The organism is Photobacterium aphoticum (assembly GCF_001029435.1).
Taxonomy (GTDB): Bacteria; Pseudomonadota; Gammaproteobacteria; order Enterobacterales; family Vibrionaceae; genus Photobacterium; species Photobacterium aphoticum.
Window position 1 is genome coordinate 57557 of sequence record NZ_LDOV01000031.1, and the last position, 21735, is coordinate 79291.

The following is a 21735-nucleotide window of genomic DNA, read 5'->3' on the forward strand; positions in this document are numbered from 1 at the left end:
TCCAGTTCCAGTTATCGGGCTCTATAACACCAAGCGATAACAACAAGGCCGTGATAATGTCACGGCCTTTTTATTGGTTATTGCAGCGTATTTTGATTCGAGTTTCGAGTTCCAGGATCGAGGGGCCAAGATATCGCTTCTCTTTTTCCTGCTCTTCCGTCTCACCCAATCACATATTGATTGCGGCCTTTGGATTTCGCTTCATACAACGCGGCATCCGTGCGTTCAAAGAACTTTGTCGGCGAGATCTGGGCAGAAGGGATCACCGTACAGCCACCCACACTGATGGTGACAATATTGGGTGCGCTGTCCGCCCCGTTTTCTCGCGGGAGTTGCAGGTGCTGCACCGTCATCAACGCACGCTTGGCGGCATACTTGGCGGCAAAGTTATCTTGCCCCGGCAGTAGCAGCACAAACTCTTCACCGCCGTAGCGGGCAAACAGGGCACCCGCACGGCGTTCCAGTGACGACAAGGCTTGGGCAATGGCGCGTAAGCAGTCATCTCCGGCAGCATGACCATAGTGGTCGTTGTAATGCTTGAAATGGTCGACATCAATCACCAGCAGCGAGATCGGCAATTGGTGTCGCTCTGCCCGGCGCCATTCTTCTATAAAGCGGGTATCGAACATTCGGCGGTTGGCAACGCCCGTCAGGGGATCTTGCCGCGACATGATTTCTAGTTGTGCATTCGCCCGCTGTAGTTCGTTGGTGCGTTCTGTGACGCGTTGTTCCAGTTCGGCATTTAGGGAGATCAGGCTTTCTTCCGCCTTCCGGCGAACGAAATGTTGCGACACCATAAAGCCGAACTGTTTCAGGATGTGCTGCTGGTAGTCATGGATTGGCCCGCCGCTGATCAGGTTATCACAGGCAATCCAGCCAATAGGGGTATCTTCATCCCACAGTGACAGGTAGGCACTCCAGCCCAGTACTCCCACCGGCTTTAAGTCGTGAATGATCGGCGTGTTTTTTTCCACCACCAGATATTCTTTGTTCTCCACCGTATGATTGGCAAACCACATGTCAGGAATGGCGGATTCAAAATAGCGCTCATCCACCGTATTACCTTGTAAATCCGTGCCCCAGGTACCTTGCATACGCCCGTGTTCTTTAAACAGGAAGATCGCAAGGCGATCAATGCACAGTGCGCGTTTGGCTTCATCGACAGCGGTAAACAGCATGTTGTCCATGGAGGTTGCCCGCCACAGCTTGAACGAGATGTCATGCAACGCCTGCAGTTGCAGGTACAGGTTATGCTGTTCATCAAGGCGAATTTGCAGCTCGCGCTCGGCAGTGCGACGACCGGCATGTTCGTCTTGAATGGTTTCATTCACTAACGAGGCATCCAGTTCAGCCGCAAGCAGGGTCGCCAGTTGGGAAAAATCATCTTCCCGTAAGTGCTCATTGGCGGAGATTTTAGGCAGGTCAATGACAAGACAGCCCATGATCACCGAATGGCGTTTGAGGGGCAGCCACACCCGGCGGTTATAGCCGATATCATCAACAAACGGTTCGCCACGGCGTATCGCCTTGGTGATTTGATAGAACGGGATCCCGATATAGTCCGGCCACTCGACAGGCGGAAAGTGGTGTGACACTTCCTCGCCGTGCATGGAAAACAACAGTTTCCAGTGAGCCTTGTAGGCAACAATCAGTACGGCTTTTTTAACGGCAAAATCCATCGATAAACGATGGCAAATCAGTTCGCTAATGGTGTGTAGGCCGTGTGCTTTTCCCCATTGCGAGAAGAGATGGTGATAAAAGCGGGTTAGTGGTGCGTGTTGTGCCAATGATCGGATCCATCGATAACAATTTCAGTGAGTTACGTATTGTTACTAATTTCTTACTCAAAAGGGGGTACCATGGCCGCAATTTTATTAATTCTTACTGGAAAAAAATCAAACTGAGATATTACGCGCAATTAATTGCAGTGAAATTGCTTTTGTTTCATTGGTTTATCGCGTCAATTCACCACGGGAAAATCCCTGTATTCCACATTGGGATAGTTTCCGGCGAGGAAGGAATGCCTTCTCACTCAACGTGGCGCAGGGCGTCTGCAGCGCTTTAAGGGTGGTCGGTACCAGCGCGGAATGACCGAGCCGCTTGTGACGTTCGCGGCTTTTTTCGGCCGACTTATTACGAGTATCACATTATCACCAAGGCAGGTAATTTCCCTGATAATCCATGAATAACCCGGAATCGAGTAGGGTGAGATTATCGATCACCTGCTTGAGGCCTTTTGCTGCGGTGTGAGTATCAATTAAGGCCTGCGGCCCGCCCATTTCAGTCTGTACCCAGCCAGGGTGCAGGGCAATGGCAATAATGCCGTCAGGTTCCAGATCGTTCGATAAGCTTTTGACGACCGAGTTGAGGGCGGCTTTGGAGGAGCGATAAATGTAGCCGCCGCCACGGGTATTCTCAGACATGCTGCCCACTTTGGAGGAAAGGCAGGCAATGACACCCGGTGTGCCGTGTTTGATGTGCGGGTAAAAGGCTTCCGCCAGTTTGAGTGGGGCGAGGGTATTCACTTCGAGCACCTCGCGCCATGCTTGTACGTCAGTATGACCAAAGACCGTGCCTTTCGGGCCATAGACGCCGGCATTGTTGATCAGTAAATCGAGCGGTTGATGCGCCATAGAGTGGGCTAATGCGCTGACAGCGGCGTAGTCCGTGACATCCAATTCAATCAGGCTTAAGCCATCAAACAGGGTCTGCAGGTGGGTGAGATCGTCGGCTTGGCTGATATCTCGGCAATTGGCATACACCTGCCAGCCCGTTTTGAGATACAACTGTGTGAGTGCTAATCCAATACCTCGGTTTGCGCCGGTGATCAGAACGTGCTTCGTCATAGCAACACCAGAAAAGGAAAGAGAGTGGGTGTCAGGGAGACAAGGAGCTCATGGACACAAAGGTTATGGATATAAAGATAGTGGGCAGCAATAAAAAATGCAGCCATCGTGGCTGCATTTTTCGAGGGAGGTCTGGATTCAGGCGCTCGTAGGGACTTATTCCGCTTGGTTAAAGCGTTTCATCTCATGCATGGCCTGCATCAGCGTTGACAGTTTCGGCTTGGCACTGTCTTGCTTTTTGTAGTCCTGATTGTAGACGCGGTAATTGCCGTATTTATCGATCACTGTGGTCGATTTTGGCTGAATCATCACGATGTCATCTTCGTTACCGGCTAAAATCCAACGGCGTTTCGGCGCATGGTTGAACAGGCTGGTACCACTGCTGTAGGTAGACGTTGGTGACGTCGCGCTAAGCATAGATTCCATCAGTGTTGGCACCACGTCCAGATGGCTGGTGAGGCGGTCAGTATCTGACGCTACACTGTCTGGCCAGTGCACAATCATCGGCACTTTTAGCTGGTATTGGCTGTAGTTGGTGTTTGCACCCCAACTGTTGGTGCCGGTTTCGTTGAATTCTGTACCGTGGTTTGCCGTGATCATCACAATGGTGTTATCCATCATGCCTTTCGCCACAAGCTCGTCGAAAATGCCGATCAGCTGCTCATCAATATGGTAAGCGGCGTTACGGTAGCTGTTTTTCATGACCACGTTGGTGTCTTGGCCCGCAATGTTGCCAGAGCCCAGTGATGGTGTGAACTTCGGTAAGTAGTCACCACCTTCTTCAAAGCTTTCCAGCGACGCGAGTTCGATGTAGCTAAACCACGGTGTGTCTTCCGTTTGTTTATTCAGCCACTGGTTCCACTCGCTGATAGCCAGTTTGTCACTGTGCGGTGTATCGCCTTTCGGCAATGGTAAGCCACTGAAGACCGCTTCGGTGTAAATCGGGTCATCGCCCAGATCGTTGCCACTGAAGACGCCGATATGGTAACCGCGTTTTTCCAGTGTGCTGATGAGCAGTGGTGACGTTTCTTCAGAGCGAATACTGTTGATGTAGCTGCTCGGCAAGCCATAGAACAGACCGAAAATACCGGACGTATTGTCGTTACTGCTGCTGTAATGGTTGCTGAAATTCACGTTCTGGCGCGCAAAGGCAGACAGGTACGGCATCGTTTCTGTGTCGACCATGTCACTGCGCAGGCCATCGACCATGATGATCAACAGGTTCTGGCCCGTACCCGGGTCATTGAACGTTAACGGTTCTAACGGGTAACGAATTTGTTGGCTGCTCTCAATCCCTTGGGCATTGAGGCGCTCGGTGTATTCTTGGCGATCTAACCAACCGTGTTTTTCCATAAAGGATTTAGCTGTCATTGGGTAGGACAGCGGGAAATTAGAGCGCTGGGCGGTAATAGGGCGATATAAGTTCGCATCGGCCCAAATGTACAGCAGGTGACTGCTGATAAAGCAGATCCCGAAGACCGTAGCGATCGGTACGCCAACGTGTTTACGGGTCAGTTTTCTTAGCTTGCGCCACAGCCATTCTGACAGCACCATTTGCAGCAGAAAGATGATTGGGACAGTCACAAACAGGTATTGCCAGCGGGTATTCAGTTCTGACCCTTCACCACTGAGCAGCAAATCCCACACCAGCGGACTGAGGTGGAGATCAAGTGACTCATAGGCGTGCGTATCCAGCAGCAAGGCTGTTAGCCCTGCCGTGCCGACCAATACCGCAAACAGACGCATTAAGCGCTGCGAGGGAATGATAAAGCTGGCTGGAAAGAGGATCAGAATGTAGAAGCCGAACACAAGAAAGCTAAAATGGCCCACCCAGCTTAATGCCAGATAGAGTTGTCCAAGTAGCGTGTCCGGCCATTCAGAGGCGACAATATATCGCGTACCCAACAAGATGGCGGCGATGATATTGAAGAAACTGAACCAGTGCCCCCAGCTGATCAGCTGAGAGACTTTCTCTTTGTAATTGTTACCGCTGGAGACCATAAATGTCACTGTTTCCCAGTCTTAACGATTGCTGTAACGCAAGCTAACAAGATTAATCTTCTTTAATAGAAGACTGCAGAGCTTGTGCGAATTTCTCTGCAATGGCTTTCCTTTGCGAAGCAGGCACGTCAGCGTTGATGATGTTTGTCGCAATATTACCGACCACCATCAGAGCGAGCTCTGCAGAAGCATCGTGCTTCTCTAGTACATCGAACACACCATCAATGATTTGTTCAACTTTTTTATTGCTGTATTTTGAAGTAATTGGCATAGGAAGTCTTGTTTAATCTTGTTTAATGTTAAAGAAAGCGACTTATAATAACCTACACTTTAGATTTACTGAAACTTTTCCATTATGAGTCTGACCCTTTCCAATGTCATCCTTCACCAATTGGTGAAAAATGGCAACGATGAGCTGGAAGTTCATCTTCGAAAACAAACACTTGAAAATGACACCTCAACAGAAGACCTTGTCGCAGAATTGCACCGCGTCTACAGCAGCAAAGGCGCAAAAGGCTTCGGTCATTTCGCAGAAGACAGTGAGTTTGCTCACTGGTTGAAGCAAGTTCGCCGTAAAGAACTCGATTTTTTGACATTTTCTAACCAATCAGCACAACGTCTGCAGGCGGAATTGGCGAAATATCCCTTCGCTGATGTCGGTACGTTGGTGATTGCCGAGTACCAATCGCTGGCTACGGACTACCTGTTCATTGGTTTGTTGCCAACGTGCCACAGCATGAAAGTAACCGAGCAGTTGGATATCAGTGCAACGGATTATTTGGATGTGGCGAAAATGGATATCGTGGCGCGCATTGACTTGTCTTCTTGGGAAACCGACGCCGAGTCAAACCGTTACCTGACCTACATCAAAGGCCGTGTGGGCCGTAAGATTGCCGATTTCTTCCTCGACTTCCTGCAAGCAGAAGTGGGGTTGGACGTGAAAGTGCAAAACCAGGTATTGATGCAAGCGGTTGAAGATTTTTGTGCCGATTCGCGTCTGGACAAAGAAGAAAAACAGCAGTACCGCAAGCAAGTGTACGACTACTGTAATGGCCAGTTGCAGTCGGGTGATGAAGTGACTATCAAAGAGTTGGCGGCAGAGCTGCCAGAATCGGAAGACGGCACGGATTTCTACCAATTCACTACCAAGCAAGGGTATGAGCTGGAAGAAAGCTTCCCGGCAGATCGCACGGCGATGCGTAAACTGACCAAGTTTGTGGGCTCTGGCGGGGGTGTAACCATTAACTTCGATAGCATGCTGCTGGGTGAGCGTATTTTCTATGATGCAGAAACCGATACGCTGACACTAAAAGGCACGCCACCGAACCTGAAAGATCAGCTACTTCGCCGTTTAAACAGCGATAACTGATCCCTGACCTTTCCCTGATGGTGTAAGAGATAATTAACGGGCAATGTGTGACTTCACATTGCCCGTTTTCTTTTGTCGCCGTCGTCATTTTCTGTCTACAGTTATTTGTATGCTTTTTCGTTCACTTATGACGGAATTGTTTGCATGTTGCTTGCGTCTTTATCGCTCGTAGACAGGAGTCACTATGAAATCACATTCAAATTCATCACGTTATCGTTCTCTGGCTTTGATTGTTACGGGAGGCGTGTCGTGCTTGGTACTCGCCGGCGTATTGTTTGGGATGACGGCGCCCAGTTTGTGGGGGTATTGGTTTATTGCGTTGGCCGTCATGGTGCTGGTGGCGGGTATGGGCATGGTGGTCAATTGGTATGTGAAGCAAAATGTGATTGATCGTGCGAGCGAGGAGGAGAGCCTGTCTCTCGTCAATGATGATGAAACCCCTTCGAAAGAAAGCGCGAGGTTGGATGATGCCGAGGAGGCGGAAAAGCGAGACGCGCAATCAGAAGTATACTCTCAAATGGCAGAGCCTTCTGATAGAGATGACTCTCCGGCTGTACCCCCTCGTGAAGCGCCTTCTCTCGCTGAGCAGTGGGCGGCATTGGAGGTGTTTGAAAAAGATTTCTTGCTCAACAGCATGGATGGGTGTCATGAGTCGGTATTGATGCTGTTGGAATTGTTCATTGAGGATCACTGCCAGGATAATGCCCGTTTTTCTGCGGCACTGGCGAGTCATGATACTGGCAGCGCACACCGGATTGCTCATACATTGAAAGGGGTAGCGGGCAGTTTAGGGGCGCAGCAGTTGAAAGTCGTCACCGAGTATTTAGAGCATCAACTGAAAACCGGTCATGCGATCACAGCAGAGGAAGAGGCCTGGTTAGGGCGAGCCATTGCCGCGTTAGCACAGACGGTGACGGTCTATATGGCGTGGTTGCGTGAGGAAGCAGAGAAAGCGGCCCAGCAGGTTGAGATCGAAGACTATCAGGCGCCAGAGCCGGAGGTGTTTGTTCGCCGTGAAGCGCGCCGAACCGATGCCATTGATGAAAAGGAGGAGGCGCACTAAGGTGATACGCAATGGGTTGGTAAAAGGCGAGATCTTGCTGCGAACGGCTGTGAAATATCCATGCAAATGTTTGCCGTGTTTCTCAGAGTGAGCTCTCGCATTATCAATAATTCGTCATCAGGGAGGGGGATTCGTCGAGCAAGCTTGATCTAGATCAGAGGAAACCATAACGGGCGGTGGATAATATCGCCACTATGAGTGATCAAACAATCAGTCCAGTTCGTAAGCAGCGTGAACTGGATACTGCTAAAGCGATGATTCGACTTTACTGTAAAACGCTGCACCGGGGTGCCGTGGTGTGTCCTGACTGTGAGGAACTCATTGCGTACGTTGAAAACCGGATGGAAAACTGCCGGTTGGGTAATGAGAAGCCTAACTGTTCCCAATGCCAGTGCCACTGCTATCAGCCGGCTAAGCGGTTGGAGCTTGCGCACGTCATTCGCTGGACCATGCCAAAATTTACCTGGCGTAACCCGGTCCAAGCCCTGCAATTTAAACTGGACTGCATGCGGCGCGGTGAGTCTGTCGACACCTCAACTTCTATCGACCCCTAATTCATGATGCATTTCGAGTGTGCATATCGCCAGTGATATCTGAATAAGCGAAAGGGCTGCCCAGTGGTAGCCCTTCGTGTTTTGTGACTGTACCCGTTTCAACCTTAACCAGAGCGAAACAGACCGCACATTCACTGTTCAAGCCGACATGGCAGAATTGGCCTTATTGAGCCAGACCAAGCTGTGTTAGCCACGTGCTAATACGGCTGTCAGTCAGCTCTGGCTGGCGATCTTCATCCAGTGCTAAGCCCACAAACTGCCCGTCTTTTACTGCGCGAGAATCATTAAAGTCATACCCTTCCGTTGACCAAGCACCGACAAGCTGACCGCCGGCTTGTTCAATCAGCTCTGCCAAATCCCCCATCGCATCGAGGAAACTGTCTGGGTAATCCACCTGATCGCCCAAGCCAAACAGCGCCACGGTTTTACCGTTCAGATCGGCATCTTCTAATTCCGGTACAAAGTAGTCCCAATCCGGCTGCATTTCGCCGTAGTTAGCGGTTGGGGTGCCGAGGATCAGAAAATCATAGTCATCGAAAATGTCACTGCTGTTACCGGCAATGTCTTGTGCTTCTAAGCCGAGGTGAGCGGCAATTTTGTTCGCAACGTTTTCAGTGTTACCGGTATCGCTACCGAAAAATAGACCGATGTTTTTCATGGTGTCTCCAAAGTCTGTGGTAAGGCCGTGCAGTGTCACGATATGTCTGCGACGGCCTGAATCAAAAATCAATAAGGGCTGTGTTTAGTCGTTTTCGCCCGATACCCAATTTTTTGTTCAAAACGGCTTTTTGCTCGAAACCGTTTGTGCTCGAACGGTTTTTTAGCTCGAGGCTGAGGTTGTCGGGGTGTCTGGTGTCCACTGTGCCAGTTGTTCCAGCAAGCGGTGCTTATGCGCCACTTGTTCACGCAAGCGTGTCAGGTTGGCCTGATAAAGCTCCGGATCACGACGGGCGATTTGGGTAAAGCGCGCTTCACGACTGATCAGTGCCTCAACGTCTTTCTTCGGTGGTTTGGAATCCATCTGCAGTGCAGCACGGCCTTTGTCTAAACGGCGCGGATCGAAGCGGAACAGTGGCCATAAGCCGGATTCCACCAACAGTTGCTGATGCTCCACCCCTTCGGCCATATCAAAGCCATGAGTGATACACGGTGAGTAGGCAATCACCAGAGACGGCCCCGGATAGGCTTCCGCTTCCTGTAGCGCTTTGATGGTCTGGTTCATGTTGGCGCCCAGCGCGATTTTGGCTACGTACACATTGCCGTGCATCATCATGTTCAACGCCAAGTCTTTGCCGTTGCTGGTTTTACCCTGCGTGGCAAATTTCGCCACGGCACCGGTTGGGGTCGCTTTGGATTGCTGACCGCCGGTGTTGGAGTAGCCCTGGGTGTCCATGACCAACACGTTGACGTTATCGCCTCCGGCCAGAACATGGTCTAAGCCGCCAAAGCCAATGTCATAGGCCCAGCCGTCACCACCTAGGATCCAGTTACTTTTCGCCACCAAATCATCGGCTTTCACATCGAGATCGCGATGGGAATACGGCAGTTGTGCCCGTAATGCGGCGATGTTTGCCCGTTGGCGGACAACGGCGGTTTCGCTGCTATCAAAGGCATCCGCTTTCATTTGTGCCAGTGTGTCGTGAGCAATGAAATCGGCGGCAGTGTCGAGCAGCGCCAGCGCATGATTACGTTTACTGTCGAGTGCCAGTCGCATACCAAGGCCAAATTCCGCATTGTCTTCAAACAGGGAATTCGCCCATGCCGGGCCTCGGCCATGCGGATCAACCGCGTAAGGTGTCGTTGGCAAGTTACCGCCATAAATCGATGAGCAGCCAGTGGCATTGGCAATCAGTAAGCGATCCCCAAACAATTGCGTCAGTAGCTTCACATACGAGGTTTCCCCGCAGCCAGAGCAAGCCCCCGAGTATTCAAACAGCGGTTGCAGTAGCTGACTGGTACGCGCATCAATACGCTTGATATCAATGCGTTCGGCTTCTGGGAGTGACAGGAAGTAGTCGTAGTTCGCTTGTTGCTCGGTCAGTTGCGGCTGCTTTGGTGCCATGTTGATGGCTTTACGTGACGGATCGTTTTTGTCACTGGCCGGACACGCGGTGGTACATAGATTACAGCCGGTGCAATCCATCGGTGACACTTGCAACGTATAGGCTTGGCCTTTGAAGTCACGTTGTTTGTAGTCAGTGTGTTTAAAGCCTTCCGGCGCATCAGCCAGTTGAGTCGGGGCCACGGCTTTGGCACGGATCGCCGCATGTGGGCACACCAGCGTACAGATATTGCATTGGGTACACAGATCCGACTCCCACACCGGGATCTCTTGCGCGATGTTGCGTTTTTCCCATTGAGTGGTGGCGGTTGGCCAGCAACCATCGACCGGGAAGGCACTGACCGGCAGTTGATCGCCTTTGTCGGCCATCATCATGGCGCTCACACGTTTGACTAAGTCAGGGGCACGTTCGCTCACAATCGGCGGACGGCGGAACAGGCTGGTGGCGCGTTCAGGGATTGTGACGGCTTCCAGACGATCGACAGTGGCATCCACCGCAGCATGGTTGGCGGCGACAATGGCCGGGCCACGTTTGCTGTAGCTTTTTTCGATGGCCTGTTTCAGCTGGGCAATGGCGGCATCGATCGGCATGAGGTTGCTCAGCGCAAAGAAGCCGGTTTGCATAATGGTATTAATGCGGTTCTTTAGCCCCAGTTCGCGGGCAAGGGCGACGGCATCAATCACATAGAGTTTGAGTTGTTTGTCGATGATCACCTGCTGCACTTCATTGGGCAGATGTTCCCATACAGCATGGGCATTGTGCGGGCTGTTCAACAGCAAGGTGCCGCCCGGTGCTGCTTTTTCTGCCATCTCCAGTTTGTCGATAAATTGGAATTGGTGGCAGGCAATAAATTCAGCTTGCTCAATCAAGTACGGCGCATCAATGGCTTGGGTATCAATACGCAGGTGTGAGGTGGTGATCCCACCAGACTTTTTCGAGTCATAGACGAAATAGCCCTGTGTGTGCAGCGGTGTGTTTTCACCGAGGATCTTCAGGGTATTCTTGTTGGCACTGACCGTTCCGTCGGCCCCTAAACCATAGAACAGGGCGCGCAGGCGTGAAGCGGGCTCCAGATCCAATGGGGCGGCTTTGGGCAGTGATAGGTGCGTGATGTCATCCGTAATGCCGACGGTGAAGTCATGGTGCAAGGTGTCGCTCGCCATGGCGGTAAAAATGCTGGTGGCGTCGGCCGGGGTAAATTCCTTGGAAGACAGGCCATAGCGGCCGCCCTTAATGTTTGGGCAATGGTCGCGTTCCCCGCGCTGTACGGCTTGTTGCAGAGCAGCAACCACATCCAGATAGAGAGGTTCACCAGTGGCGCCTGGCTCTTTGGTGCGATCCAACACGGCAATGCGTTGGACACTGTGCGGCATCACGGCCAGCAGGTGGTCGAGCGAGAAAGGACGATACAGGTTAACGCGGATCATACCTACGTGCTGATCTTGCGCATTCAGGTGTGCCACGGCTTGTTGCACGGTGGCACTGGCCGAGCCCATCACGATAATGATGTCTGTAGCGTCAGGGTGACCAATGTAGTCAAACGGTTGGTATTCACGGCCAGTGAGTGCCGAAAATTGCGCCATTTTTTCTGCCACGATGTGCGGACAGGCCTGATAGTAGCGGTTGGCCGCTTCACGTGCCTGGAAGAAGGTATCCGGGTTTTGCGCGGTACCACGAATGGTGGGTGCATCCGGCGTCAGCGCACGCTGGTGGAAGGCATCTACATCGTCTTGGTTGATCATCGTGCGCAGGGTCGCGTCATCAATCAGGGCGATTTTGTTGATTTCATGCGAAGTACGGAAACCATCAAAGAAATGCACAAACGGCACGCGGCTGGCCAGCGTGGCGGCTTGGCTGATCAAGGCAAAGTCGTGAGCTTGCTGCACACTACTGGCAGCCAGCATGGCAAAACCGGTTTGGCGCACGGCCATGACATCGGAATGGTCGCCGAAAATCGACAGGGCGTGGGTGGCAATGGTACGGGCGGCAACATGCATCACAAAGGGTGTCAGTTCACCGGCAATTTTGTACATGTTGGGAATTTTCAGCAGCAGACCTTGTGAAGATGTAAAGGTCGTGGCCATCGCACCGGCCATTAACGCGCCGTGGACTGCACCGGCTGCGCCGCCTTCAGATTGCATTTCAATCACCCGTGGTACTTGGTCCCACAGGTTCATTTTTCCTTGTGATTCCCACACTTCACAGGCTTCCGACATCGGGGAAGACGGGGTGATCGGGTAAATGCCAATCACGTCATTACAGCGGTAGGCAATGCGGGCTGCGGCTTCGTTACCGTCCAGTGTGGCCATAACGGGTTGCGCCGTGGATGGTGTGATGGCTTGAGAAAGTACAGACATAGTGAACTCCAGTGAACGGGCACTGTAAAAACACAGAGGAGAAGATTCCTGAAAGGCTCCTCGAAGAGAATGGGTATATTGCGGGTGCCATCCCGTCCGCAGTGGGATGGGATGGCACCGAGGCGAGGAGGTGCTTAGACCTCAACCACCGTCAGCTGAGGGTTCAGCATTTTTTCCAGGTCGGCTTGGGCATCGCCGGTCAGTTGCAGGTTAAATTGCTGCTGCAAGAAAGCAAAGATCGCTTCGTTCACGAATTCCGGTGGGTTTGGACCCAAGTAAATGTTTTGGATACCCAGATTGAACAGGGCCAGCAGGATCAGCACGGCTTTTTGCTCCATCCACGACAACACGATGTTGACAGGCAGATCGTTCACCGGCACACCCATGGCATCGCTCAGTGCGAGAGCAATCATCACGGCACCGTAGCTGTCGTTACACTGGCCAAGGTCAAGGTAACGAGGGATCTCTGTGCCCGGAATGGTGCCGAAATCGTGGTCGTTGAAACGGAACTTGCCGCAAGACGATGTCAGAATGATGCAGTCTTGTGGAATCGACAGCGCCAATTCACGGAAGTAGTCGTTTTGTTTGCCCGGCTTGTCACAGCCAGCTACCACGAAGAACTGTTTGATTTTGCCTGCGTTAACCGCATCTAGGATTTGTGGAGCCAGACCCAGAATGGTTTTGTAGTTGTGGCCGGTCATGATGGTGTCATCACTGTCAAAGCCTTCGATGTCCGGCAGGCTCAGCGTGTGCTCAATGATTGGTGCAAAATCGTTTTCAAGCTGGCGGCAGTTGTCGATACCTACGATACCGTAGCTGTACAGGCGGTCGGCGTAATCGGCACGGCCTGTTGGTGGCACGATACAGTTAGTGGTCACAATGATGGTGCCGTTCCACTGCTGGAACAGTTTCTTCTGATCAAACCAGGCTTTACCCACGTTACCTTTCAGGTGGCTGTATTTACGCAGCTCTGGGTAGCCGTGTGCTGGCAGCATTTCAGAGTGGGTGTACACATTGATGCCGGTGCCTTCAGTGGCAATCAACAGACGCTCAAGCAGGTCAAGATCGTGACCGGTCACCAAAATACCTTTACCTTCCGCTTTGTTCTGCGGCACACAAACCGGTGTAGGGACACCCAAACGGTTGTGGTGCGCTTCACCCAGGCGAGACATCACTTCGCTACCGGCACCGCCGATTTTCATCAGCTGGGCAATGTGTTGGTCAAAGCTGAAGTTCACATTGGTCAGGGTGAAGTACAGGGTTTCTGCAATGACGTCATCAATCGCTTTGGTGTCAGCACCCAGATCATTGGCATGGGTACGGTACGCAGACAGGCCTTTCAGGCCAAAAATCATAATATCTTGCAGGCGTGACAGGTTTTCATCTTTACCACACGTGCCTTGGGTTTTACCGCTGCTACCACAACCGCCCGATTGCGCCATGGAACACTGGTGACAGAACATTGCTAGATTCGACATTACTGCATCCTTTTTTTAAAGGTATATTTGTTTTGCAACTTATAAAGCAAAGGATACGGCTGTGCAGGTTGTGATTCATTGATTTGGATCAGTTTTTAAAAATAACATGCATTTTAGATGTAACTTTGTGGGGTGAGACAGGGGATCCACAGCACAAAGTGCCATATATGTGAGAGAAATGATGGGGAAGGGCGGAGCAAGAGATACAGCAGGGAAGACAGAGAAACAGGCATAAAAAAGGGCGCCTGAGCGCCCTGAGTATCACGGAGTATTGCGCTTAATGCACAATTATTGTGCTAGTTTGTTCATTACACGCTTCAGAAGCTGAATACGCGGTGCAATGCTTTCTAGATCCAGGTATTCATCAGCACTGTGGAAGCCAGCGCCGACAGGGCCCAAACCGTCAAGTGTCGGGATGCCCATCACAGCCGTCAGGTTTGCGTCAGAGCCGCCACCCACTTCTTGCCATGTGATGTCGATGCCTTCTTCGCGGCCCGCTTCTTCAACCAGTGCCATCAGAGCGTGTGTTTTCTCAGACGGTACCATTGATGGCTTGTGTGCTTCGCGTTCAACAGTGATCTGTACGCCTTCTACGAATGGCGTTTCAGTCAGTGCACGCAGTGTTGCGTCCGCTGCGGCGTATTCATCGTTGTCCCAGAAACGCACATCCACAACCGCTTCAGCGTGATCCGGTACGATGTTCGCACCTGCACCGCCTTTCACCACGCCCACGTTCAGTGTGGTGCCGGTTTCAAAGTTAGTCAGTGCATTTACCGCCAGGATCCAGTTTGCCATTTCAGTGATCGCACTGCGGCCGCTTTGTGGATCGTTACCTGCGTGTGCTGCTTTACCTGCAAATGTCAGGCGGTAGCGCGCCATGCCTTTACGTGCTTTTACCAGAGAGCCGTCCGCACGTGCTGCTTCTGCAACCAATACGTTTTTCGCATTCACGGCAACGCTCTTCAGCCACTCTTCAGAGTGTAGAGAGCCGATTTCTTCGTCTGGGTTCATGCACACACAGATAGACAGTTTATCCAGTGTTTCTTTGTCCAGTTCACGCAGCATGTAAACGATGTTTAGCAAGCCAGATTTCATGTCTGATACGCCAGGACCGTACGCACGTTTTTCATCGTGTGTCATTGGACGTGCAGCCACAGTACCTACTGGGAATACAGTGTCCATGTGGCCGATTAGCATCACATCAATGTGTTCTGCTTCTGGCTTGTTGCGTACTTCAAGACCGGTTCCTGCAATACCACAGTCAACGCGCTTAACGTTCCAGCCTAGATCTAGGTATTTTTGTTCCATCTGGTTAGCGATCACTTCGATACCGTCTTTAGTCAGGGTACCGCAGTCAACGTTGATCAGTGGGCGTAGTTCTTCCAAGTAATCTGGTAGAGAGAAACTCATAATAGCTCCTGAAACCCTTTTGGGGCTTGAATAGCGACAGGAAAAAGAGGAGGCCGAACCTCCTCTTGAAAAGAATTAAACGAACAGGTTCATCACCAGCATCGCGCCGAAGGCGTTAACCACAGAGATTGCGATCATGATTGGGATGTAACGGCCTTCAGTACCGATAGGACCCAAGATACGGCCAAGGTACTGCACCTGAGAACCCATTAGGTAGATAGCTGGCGCAAGAATCGCGATGTGGCTACCGTTAAGAATGCCTGCGTCAAATAGCGTGATCACAACGCCTACCGCGCCGCCCATCGACATCCATGCGCCGATCAGTACTGCTGCAGCTTCACCTGGCAGGCCGAAGACTGCCATGATTGGCGAGAAGATGCTGCCCATTAGGTCTAGTGCGCCAGTGATTTGTAGGGCTTTGATGATAACGAAAGCCATCAGAACGTTAGGCACGGTAGACATGGTCGCGATGGTCCAGCCTTTCTTCGCACCTTCAACGAAAATGTCAGTTACCATTGGTTTTTTAGCTGCGCTCATTATGCTTTCTCCGTTTGTAGTGCTTCGTTCTTGTCTGCTTTACCTTCTGTCATGTTCAGGTAAACGCGGAATAGGTTTGCACCTACGAACTTGAACGCGAACATCACGATAACCGCCAAACCGATAGAAGACGTTACAGCAGGTGTACCGTCCATGTTGGATAGCGTAAATAGCACAGCACCTGAAGAGAAGAAGTTAACAATGGTGGCACCGGCAGAGAACTGGAACATGGTGAAGACGTCAGCTTCACGCTTGGTCAGGTGTCCTTCATCTTTAAGCTGACGGGTCATAGCGGCACCGGCATCAGTACTTTGTAACGAGGCAATCAGAGCCAGACCAGTACTACCCGGAATACCCATTAGCGGACGTAGAAGAGGTGTCAAAAGTTTACGTGCCGCGTCTAGGGCACCGTAGTGCTCAAGAACGTTAATCATACCCAGTGCGAACATGACAGTTGGGATCAGTGTCAGTGCGAACATGAAGCCGTCACGTGCACCGCTACCGCCTTTACCACGCATGCTGGTGCTGGCTGTTTGTACGCCGTCTGCGGTTTCATTCACGGAATGCACAAGGCTACCGAAAGAACCGTTTAGGGTTGTGAAGTCAAACACACCGTACCACTGATTAGACTGTAGTGCGCCTGAGAAAAAGATGATGGCAAAGGCGAGGGCAATGTAACTGCCTACCGTGACTTTGCGACCCTGATCTGCGGGATTGCTCATATATAACCTCTTAGGAATCAAAAACGCCAAACTGGCCATCGGTAACAGTTCACAATCTTTCATATCGTGTAAGACGCAAAAGGTTACTGAAAATATAGAAACGAGCTTATTTTCGCTTATTAATCAGGGAGAAAATTGACAGGGGTCAATCTGTGCTACTGAAAAGTGCTATAAAGGGAAGATAGGATCTAATTTGTGATCTTGATCTACATTAATAAATCATTCACAACCATTAATAAAAGAGGTGAGAATAAAAACAGATGATGAGTTGTTTTTTCTTTATTAATTAATTGGTTTGCTTTCGTGAAAACAATGTTTTCAATGATGGTAAGAAAGGATTTCTCCTCCTTTATGCATAGTAATGAGTATCTAAAGTAAAAAGCAGTACTGGTGGATAAAAACTGTCAATATTGTGACGGATAACCGCTTTGTCGTGGCTTGATATGACGGGTATTGGGGAAGCCAGAAAGCAGGCAAAGGAGGGAGAAAGCCTAGAGAAAGCTGAGAAAAAATGTGGGATGCAGGAAGCGTGTAAAAGGCAGCAGGCAGAAACAAAAAGAGCACGACAAAGCGTGCTCTTTTGAGAGGGATTAGCGATTAAGCTGTCTGCTGCTGAGCAACAACCTCGCCGTCTTCCGCAGATGCTGTCGCTTCTGCAACCGGTGGACAACGATCCACGAACCAGCCCATGTAAGAGGTGATAATGGTCACCAGAATACACACGAAGCTCAGCCACATGAATGGGGCGTAAGAGAACGTCGCCACACCCAGAATGCTCGCCATGTAGATACCGTTATCACTCCAAGGCACCATACCAGATGTCAGTGTGCCACCGAACTCGGCGTTACGAGACAGGTTCTTACGCTGGTAGCCCAAACGGTCATAGTTTTTCGCACAAATCTTCGGTGTCAGGATAAGCGATACATACATCGCAGAACCAAACACGTTACCCAGGAATGCCGTTGCGATGGTTGATACAGACAGGCTACCTGCTGAGTTCACACGCTTCTCAAACAGCTGCGCGATAGTTTGCAGTACGCCTACTTTATCCAGCAAGCCACCAAAGCCCAGACCAAACACGATCACTGCCACCGAGCTTAGCATGGACGACATACCACCACGGTTAAGGATGGCGTCAATGAAGCTAATGCCTGAGTCGATAGAGAACGGTGCCCATGCGGTGTTAAACGCTTGCAGAGAGTCCATGTCCTGTACCATTACCGCCCATACGATACCCAGTAGCGAACCAAACGAAATCACCGGGAAAGACGGCAGACGCATCGCCAGCAGCGCCAAGACGATGATGACCGGTACAAACGAGAATGGAGAGATCACAAACTGCTCTTCCATCGCTTTAATCACGGTTTCAACCTGAGACATGTCTACGCTGCCCGCATAGTGGAAACCGACAGCCGTGAACAGAATACCGGTGATCACGTAGCTGATCAGCGCGATTGGCAGCATGCCTTTAATGTGTTCAACGATTTCTACGTTAGACATAGAAGACGCCAGGATCACCGAGTCAGACAGTGGTGACATCTTGTCACCGAAGTAACAGCCTGACAGCACGGCACCGGCGGTCATTGGCGCAGGAATCCCCAAGCCTTGACCAATACCCATCATGGCAATACCCGCTGTACCGGCGGCACCCCAAGAGGTACCGGTTGCCAGTGCGGTCATTGAACAGATCAACATGGTCGCCAAAAGGAAGATAGAAGGGTGGATGGCTTTTAGACCGTAGTAGATGATCGTTGGTACGATACCGCCGGCAATCCAGGTGCCGACCAATGCACCGACAGCCAGTAGGATCAGTACAGCGCCAAGGCCGTTTGCGATGCCTTTGGTGGCGGCTTTTTCTAGCGATTTGTAGTCGTGGCCGAGTTTGATACCCAGCGCCATGATCACGAACCAGCCAATATAGAGTGCCAGTTGGATCGGTAAGTTAAGTTGTGCGGTGAAAGAGAATGCCAGCGCAAGAAAAATACCCAGGGCAATCACTACCTGTGTGATCGACGGCAGTTTTACAGTCTGTGTGTTCATACTTCTAACCTTGTCAGTTCGAGCCTGTATAAAGAACAAGCCTTCACACGCAATCCGTGCGAGGCTAATCATGAATGAAACCAAAACATATGCGAGTCGTTGCTAATCTAGCCGAATGTGGTCGGAGCAGCGACAGATAATGTTTATTTATGTGACTTCATCCAGTCATCAAGTCCAAACGCTTAAAAATCATAGTTATAATTTGGATTTTTGTTAATTTAGCGTTTTTGTGTTGTGTTTTGCTTGTGTTTTAACTGTTGTGTTTAAATGTGTCCATTTATAAACATTCGTTCATAGGCGGATTTTTTCTCCATATAATCCAGATTAAGGCAGTATAATATTTTGTTTTCGCAAAGGTGGACTAGGTTATCAATATGTGGCGAAAGGATCAAAATTATGAGGCTATTATTTTTTGCTTTATTTAGTTGTTTTTACCCATCGTGTTGATTTTTTATGGTCTTAAGGTATGTATTCATGCGGTATTCTTGCCCGAATAGATGTTTGTAAGACGTTTTTTTAGCCAGTTATGATAATGGCAAATACGATGAGAAATGGTTGCATAACATACTGAAACGTGTTTCTTTTATGCGTTTTGTATATTTTGTGGTGATTTTTCTTTCAGATTTATTGCATATTATCCGTTTGTTTGTATTCTGGTTTGACGCCAAATGTAATGGCTGTCGTTATAACTATCGGCACCGACTCGCTCAACAAGGATGTGAGGGTGCATTGTCAATAGTTATACCGATAGATAATGATCAGGGAGTGTTGTGCACATGATGAAAGTAGGCTTAGTGGGTTGGCGTGGCATGGTGGGCTCTGTCCTTATGCAGCGCATGGTTGAAGAAGGCGATTTCAATGTGATTGAGCCGGTGTTCTTTTCAACCTCTCAAATTGGGATCCCAGCTCCGAATTTTGGTAAAGATGCAGGCATGCTACAAGATGCCTTTGATCTGGAAAGCTTGAAGAAGCTGGATGCCATTATTACTTGTCAGGGCGGTAGCTATACCGAACAAGTGTACCCAGCATTGCGTCAGGCTGGCTGGAAAGGGTACTGGATTGATGCGGCATCAACGCTACGTATGAAAGACGAAGCGATTATTGCACTGGATCCAGTTAACTTTACGCAAATGCAAGACGGTATTCACCGTGGCGTGAACACCTTTGCAGGTGGTAACTGTACCGTTAGCTTGATGCTGATGGCAGTGGGTGGTCTGTATCAAGCAGGCTTGGTGGAGTGGATGACGTCACAAACGTATCAGGCTGCATCAGGTGCGGGCGCGAAGAACATGCGTGAATTGATCAGCCAGATGGGCGTGATCAACGATGCAGTATCCAGCGAGTTGGCAAACCCTGCGACTTCTATTCTGGACATCGATCGTAAAGTGGCAGAAGCCATGCGTTCAGCAGACTTCCCGTCACAAGAGTTCGGTGCACCATTGGCGGGCTCATTGATCCCATGGATTGATGTGAAGCGTGACAATGGCCAGAGCAAAGAAGAGTGGAAGGGTTCAGTAGAAACCAACAAGATTCTGGGGCTGGATAACAACCCAATTCCAATCGATGGTACGTGCGTGCGTATCGGTGCAATGCGCTGTCACAGCCAGGCACTGACGCTGAAACTGAAGAAGAATGTCCCATTGGATGAAGTAGAAGCGATCATTGCTTCTCACAACGACTGGGTAAAAGTGATCCCGAACGATCGCGAGACAACGGTACAAGAGCTAAGCCCAACCAAAGTAACGGGTACGCTGTCTATTCCGGTTGGCCGTCTGCGTAAACTGGCGATGGGTGATGATTACCTGAATGCGTTTACCGTGGGTGACCAGCTATTGTGGGGTGCGGCAGAGCCACTACGTCGTACACTACGCATTATTCTGGCTGAAAAATACTCGGTGTAATACACTGGGTTGTCGACAATCAGACACAAACAAAAACGCCTGCATCAAGCAGGCGTTTTTATTATCGGCCCACATCGCGTGAGCCGTGATCCTTTGAGCGATTAAGCCGCTAGGTTCTGAGCAACGAATTCCCAGTTAACCAGTGCCCAGAAAGCACCCATGTAGTCTGGACGTACGTTACGGAAGTCGATGTAGTAAGCGTGTTCCCACAGGTCAACAGTCAGAAGTGGTGTTACACCTTCTTCTGTTAGTGGTGTGCCTGCGTTAGACGTGTTCACGATAGCCAGAGAGCCGTCAGCGTTCTTCACCAACCATGTCCAAGATGAACCGAAGTTGTTGATTGCAGAATCAGTGAACTGCGCTTTGAATGCGTCGAAAGAACCGAATGAAGCCACAATTGCGTCAGCAACCGCACCTGTTGGCTCACCGCCACCATTTGGGCTTAGGCAGTGCCAGTAGAAGGTGTGGTTCCAGATTTGAGCAGCATTGTTGAATACGCCACCAGTAGACGACTTCACGATTTCTTCTAGTGATTTGTCAGCAAACTCAGTGCCTTCGATCAGGCCGTTTAGCTTCACTACGTATGTGTTGTGGTGTTTACCGTGGTGGAACTCAAGCGTTTCTTGAGAGATGTGTGGCTCAAGTGCGTTGATTGCGTATGGTAGAGCGGGTAATTCAAAAGCCATTGCTCGATTCTCCGTGTTGGTTTGGGGGAGCGCCCCCTCGACATTGCTTCCAGTTGGCTTTAACCAACTTATTATTTGAAACTGACTCGTCCCATCTCTGCGACGTTACCTGTGCAAGATGATGTTTTGTGACGGTGAAACCATTTTAGCAAGTTTTTTCTTTATTAAAAGAGCTGGCGTAAAAAAAGATAGGCAAAATGGTGGTTATGTCAGCATGAAGCCAGTATTGGCTTCGCCTGAGAAGGAAAAAATACCCACAAAAGAAATAGGCGTTTTTTTCCGGTGCGGGACACAGTAAAATGATGAGTGTAAGAGACAACTTATAAAAGTCGTAAAGAGGAAGCTATGGAAACTATCGACAAAATTAAGCAGCAGATCGCAGAAAACTCTATTCTGTTGTACATGAAAGGCTCCCCAAAACTACCAAGCTGTGGTTTTTCATCTCAGGCTGCACAAGCGCTGATGGCATGTGGTGAAAAATTTGCCTATGTCGATATCCTACAGAACCCAGATATCCGTGCTGAACTACCGGCTTACGCACAGTGGCCAACGTTCCCACAGCTATGGGTTGAAGGTGAGTTGATCGGCGGTTGTGACATCATCATCGAGATGTTCCAGAAAGGCGAACTACAGCCATTGATCAAAGAAGCGGCTGAGCGCGCAGCATCTGCTGAATAATGCGGTTTATGCGTTAACAGGCCGCCTTGT

At 50.3% G+C, this 21735-nt stretch carries 17 protein-coding genes; 5 read left to right on the top strand and 12 right to left on the bottom strand.

The genetic code is table 11. From position 1 onward, the window contains the following. Nucleotides 1-161: 161 nt before the first annotated feature. The 4 genes from ABT58_RS17490 to ABT58_RS17510 form a co-directional block, all read right to left on the bottom strand. Nucleotides 162-1787: a sensor domain-containing diguanylate cyclase gene (locus tag ABT58_RS17490; RefSeq protein WP_047875731.1), complete on the bottom strand. Its 1626-nt coding sequence runs from the start codon at nt 1785-1787 to the stop codon at nt 162-164. 363 nt (nt 1788-2150) lie between these two features. Next, a complete protein-coding gene (locus ABT58_RS17500; RefSeq protein WP_047875733.1) occupies nt 2151-2846 on the bottom strand; it encodes an SDR family oxidoreductase in 696 nt (231 codons plus the stop codon). A gap of 156 nt (nt 2847-3002) precedes the next feature. Further along, entirely contained in the window at nt 3003-4847 is a 1845-nt protein-coding gene (locus ABT58_RS17505; protein WP_047875734.1) for a DUF3413 domain-containing protein, read from the bottom strand. A 52-nt stretch (nt 4848-4899) separates the two neighbouring features. Continuing rightward, nucleotides 4900-5118: a YejL family protein gene (locus ABT58_RS17510; protein WP_047875735.1), complete on the bottom strand. Its 219-nt coding sequence runs from the start codon at nt 5116-5118 to the stop codon at nt 4900-4902. An 84-nt stretch (nt 5119-5202) separates the two neighbouring features. Here ABT58_RS17510 and yejK point away from each other — a divergent pair, with 84 nt between their 5' ends. The 3 genes from yejK to ABT58_RS17525 all read left to right on the top strand — a co-directional run bounded on the left by yejK (nt 5203) and on the right by ABT58_RS17525 (nt 7833). Continuing rightward, the gene (gene yejK / locus ABT58_RS17515; protein WP_047875736.1) at nt 5203-6216 is read left to right on the top strand and encodes a nucleoid-associated protein YejK; all 1014 of its coding nucleotides are present in this window, start codon (nt 5203-5205) and stop codon (nt 6214-6216) included. 184 nt (nt 6217-6400) lie between these two features. Beyond that, a complete protein-coding gene (locus tag ABT58_RS17520; protein ID WP_047875737.1) occupies nt 6401-7279 on the top strand; it encodes an Hpt domain-containing protein in 879 nt (292 codons plus the stop codon). Nucleotides 7280-7473: 194 nt separating this feature from the next. Then, nucleotides 7474-7833, top strand: coding sequence for a nitrous oxide-stimulated promoter family protein (locus tag ABT58_RS17525; RefSeq protein WP_047875738.1), 360 nt, complete (start codon nt 7474-7476; stop codon nt 7831-7833). Between the two features lie 163 nt (nt 7834-7996). Here ABT58_RS17525 and fldA read toward each other — a convergent pair whose 3' ends face one another. From fldA to nhaC, 7 genes are all read right to left on the bottom strand, one after another. After that, nucleotides 7997-8491, bottom strand: coding sequence for a flavodoxin FldA (gene fldA / locus ABT58_RS17530; RefSeq protein ID WP_047875739.1), 495 nt, complete (start codon nt 8489-8491; stop codon nt 7997-7999). A 162-nt stretch (nt 8492-8653) separates the two neighbouring features. After that, complete coding sequence (nifJ, locus tag ABT58_RS17535) at nt 8654-12253, bottom strand: pyruvate:ferredoxin (flavodoxin) oxidoreductase (RefSeq protein ID WP_169749969.1); 3600 nt, start codon at nt 12251-12253, stop codon at nt 8654-8656. A 134-nt stretch (nt 12254-12387) separates the two neighbouring features. Next, nucleotides 12388-13731, bottom strand: a complete 1344-nt coding sequence (gene hcp / locus ABT58_RS17540; RefSeq protein ID WP_047875740.1) for a hydroxylamine reductase — start codon at nt 13729-13731, stop codon at nt 12388-12390. Between the two features lie 288 nt (nt 13732-14019). Next, the gene (locus tag ABT58_RS17545; RefSeq protein ID WP_047875741.1) at nt 14020-15141 is read right to left on the bottom strand and encodes a M20 family metallopeptidase; all 1122 of its coding nucleotides are present in this window, start codon (nt 15139-15141) and stop codon (nt 14020-14022) included. Nucleotides 15142-15216: 75 nt separating this feature from the next. Further along, a complete protein-coding gene (locus tag ABT58_RS17550; protein ID WP_047875742.1) occupies nt 15217-15678 on the bottom strand; it encodes a YjiG family protein in 462 nt (153 codons plus the stop codon). After that, on the bottom strand, nt 15678-16400 hold the full coding sequence (locus ABT58_RS17555; protein WP_047875743.1) for a nucleoside recognition domain-containing protein: 723 nt from the start codon (nt 16398-16400) through the stop codon (nt 15678-15680). Before ABT58_RS17555 ends, ABT58_RS17550 begins: the two co-directional genes overlap by 1 nt. 597 nt (nt 16401-16997) lie before the next feature. Further along, nucleotides 16998-18440, bottom strand: a complete 1443-nt coding sequence (gene nhaC / locus ABT58_RS17560; RefSeq protein WP_047875744.1) for a Na+/H+ antiporter NhaC — start codon at nt 18438-18440, stop codon at nt 16998-17000. A gap of 779 nt (nt 18441-19219) precedes the next feature. On the opposite strand from nhaC, the gene asd reads away from it, so the two are divergent. Beyond that, a complete protein-coding gene (asd, locus tag ABT58_RS17565; protein ID WP_107205099.1) occupies nt 19220-20341 on the top strand; it encodes an aspartate-semialdehyde dehydrogenase in 1122 nt (373 codons plus the stop codon). A 101-nt stretch (nt 20342-20442) separates the two neighbouring features. Here the strand turns inward: asd and sodB are convergent, their stop codons facing one another. Beyond that, nucleotides 20443-21027, bottom strand: coding sequence for a superoxide dismutase [Fe] (gene sodB, locus ABT58_RS17570; protein ID WP_047875746.1), 585 nt, complete (start codon nt 21025-21027; stop codon nt 20443-20445). Nucleotides 21028-21372: 345 nt separating this feature from the next. On the opposite strand from sodB, the gene ABT58_RS17575 reads away from it, so the two are divergent. Next, nucleotides 21373-21705 carry a Grx4 family monothiol glutaredoxin gene (locus ABT58_RS17575; protein ID WP_047875747.1) on the top strand — a complete coding sequence of 111 codons (333 nt, stop codon included), beginning with the start codon at nt 21373-21375 and terminating at the stop codon, nt 21703-21705. Nucleotides 21706-21735: the final 30 nt, after the last annotated feature.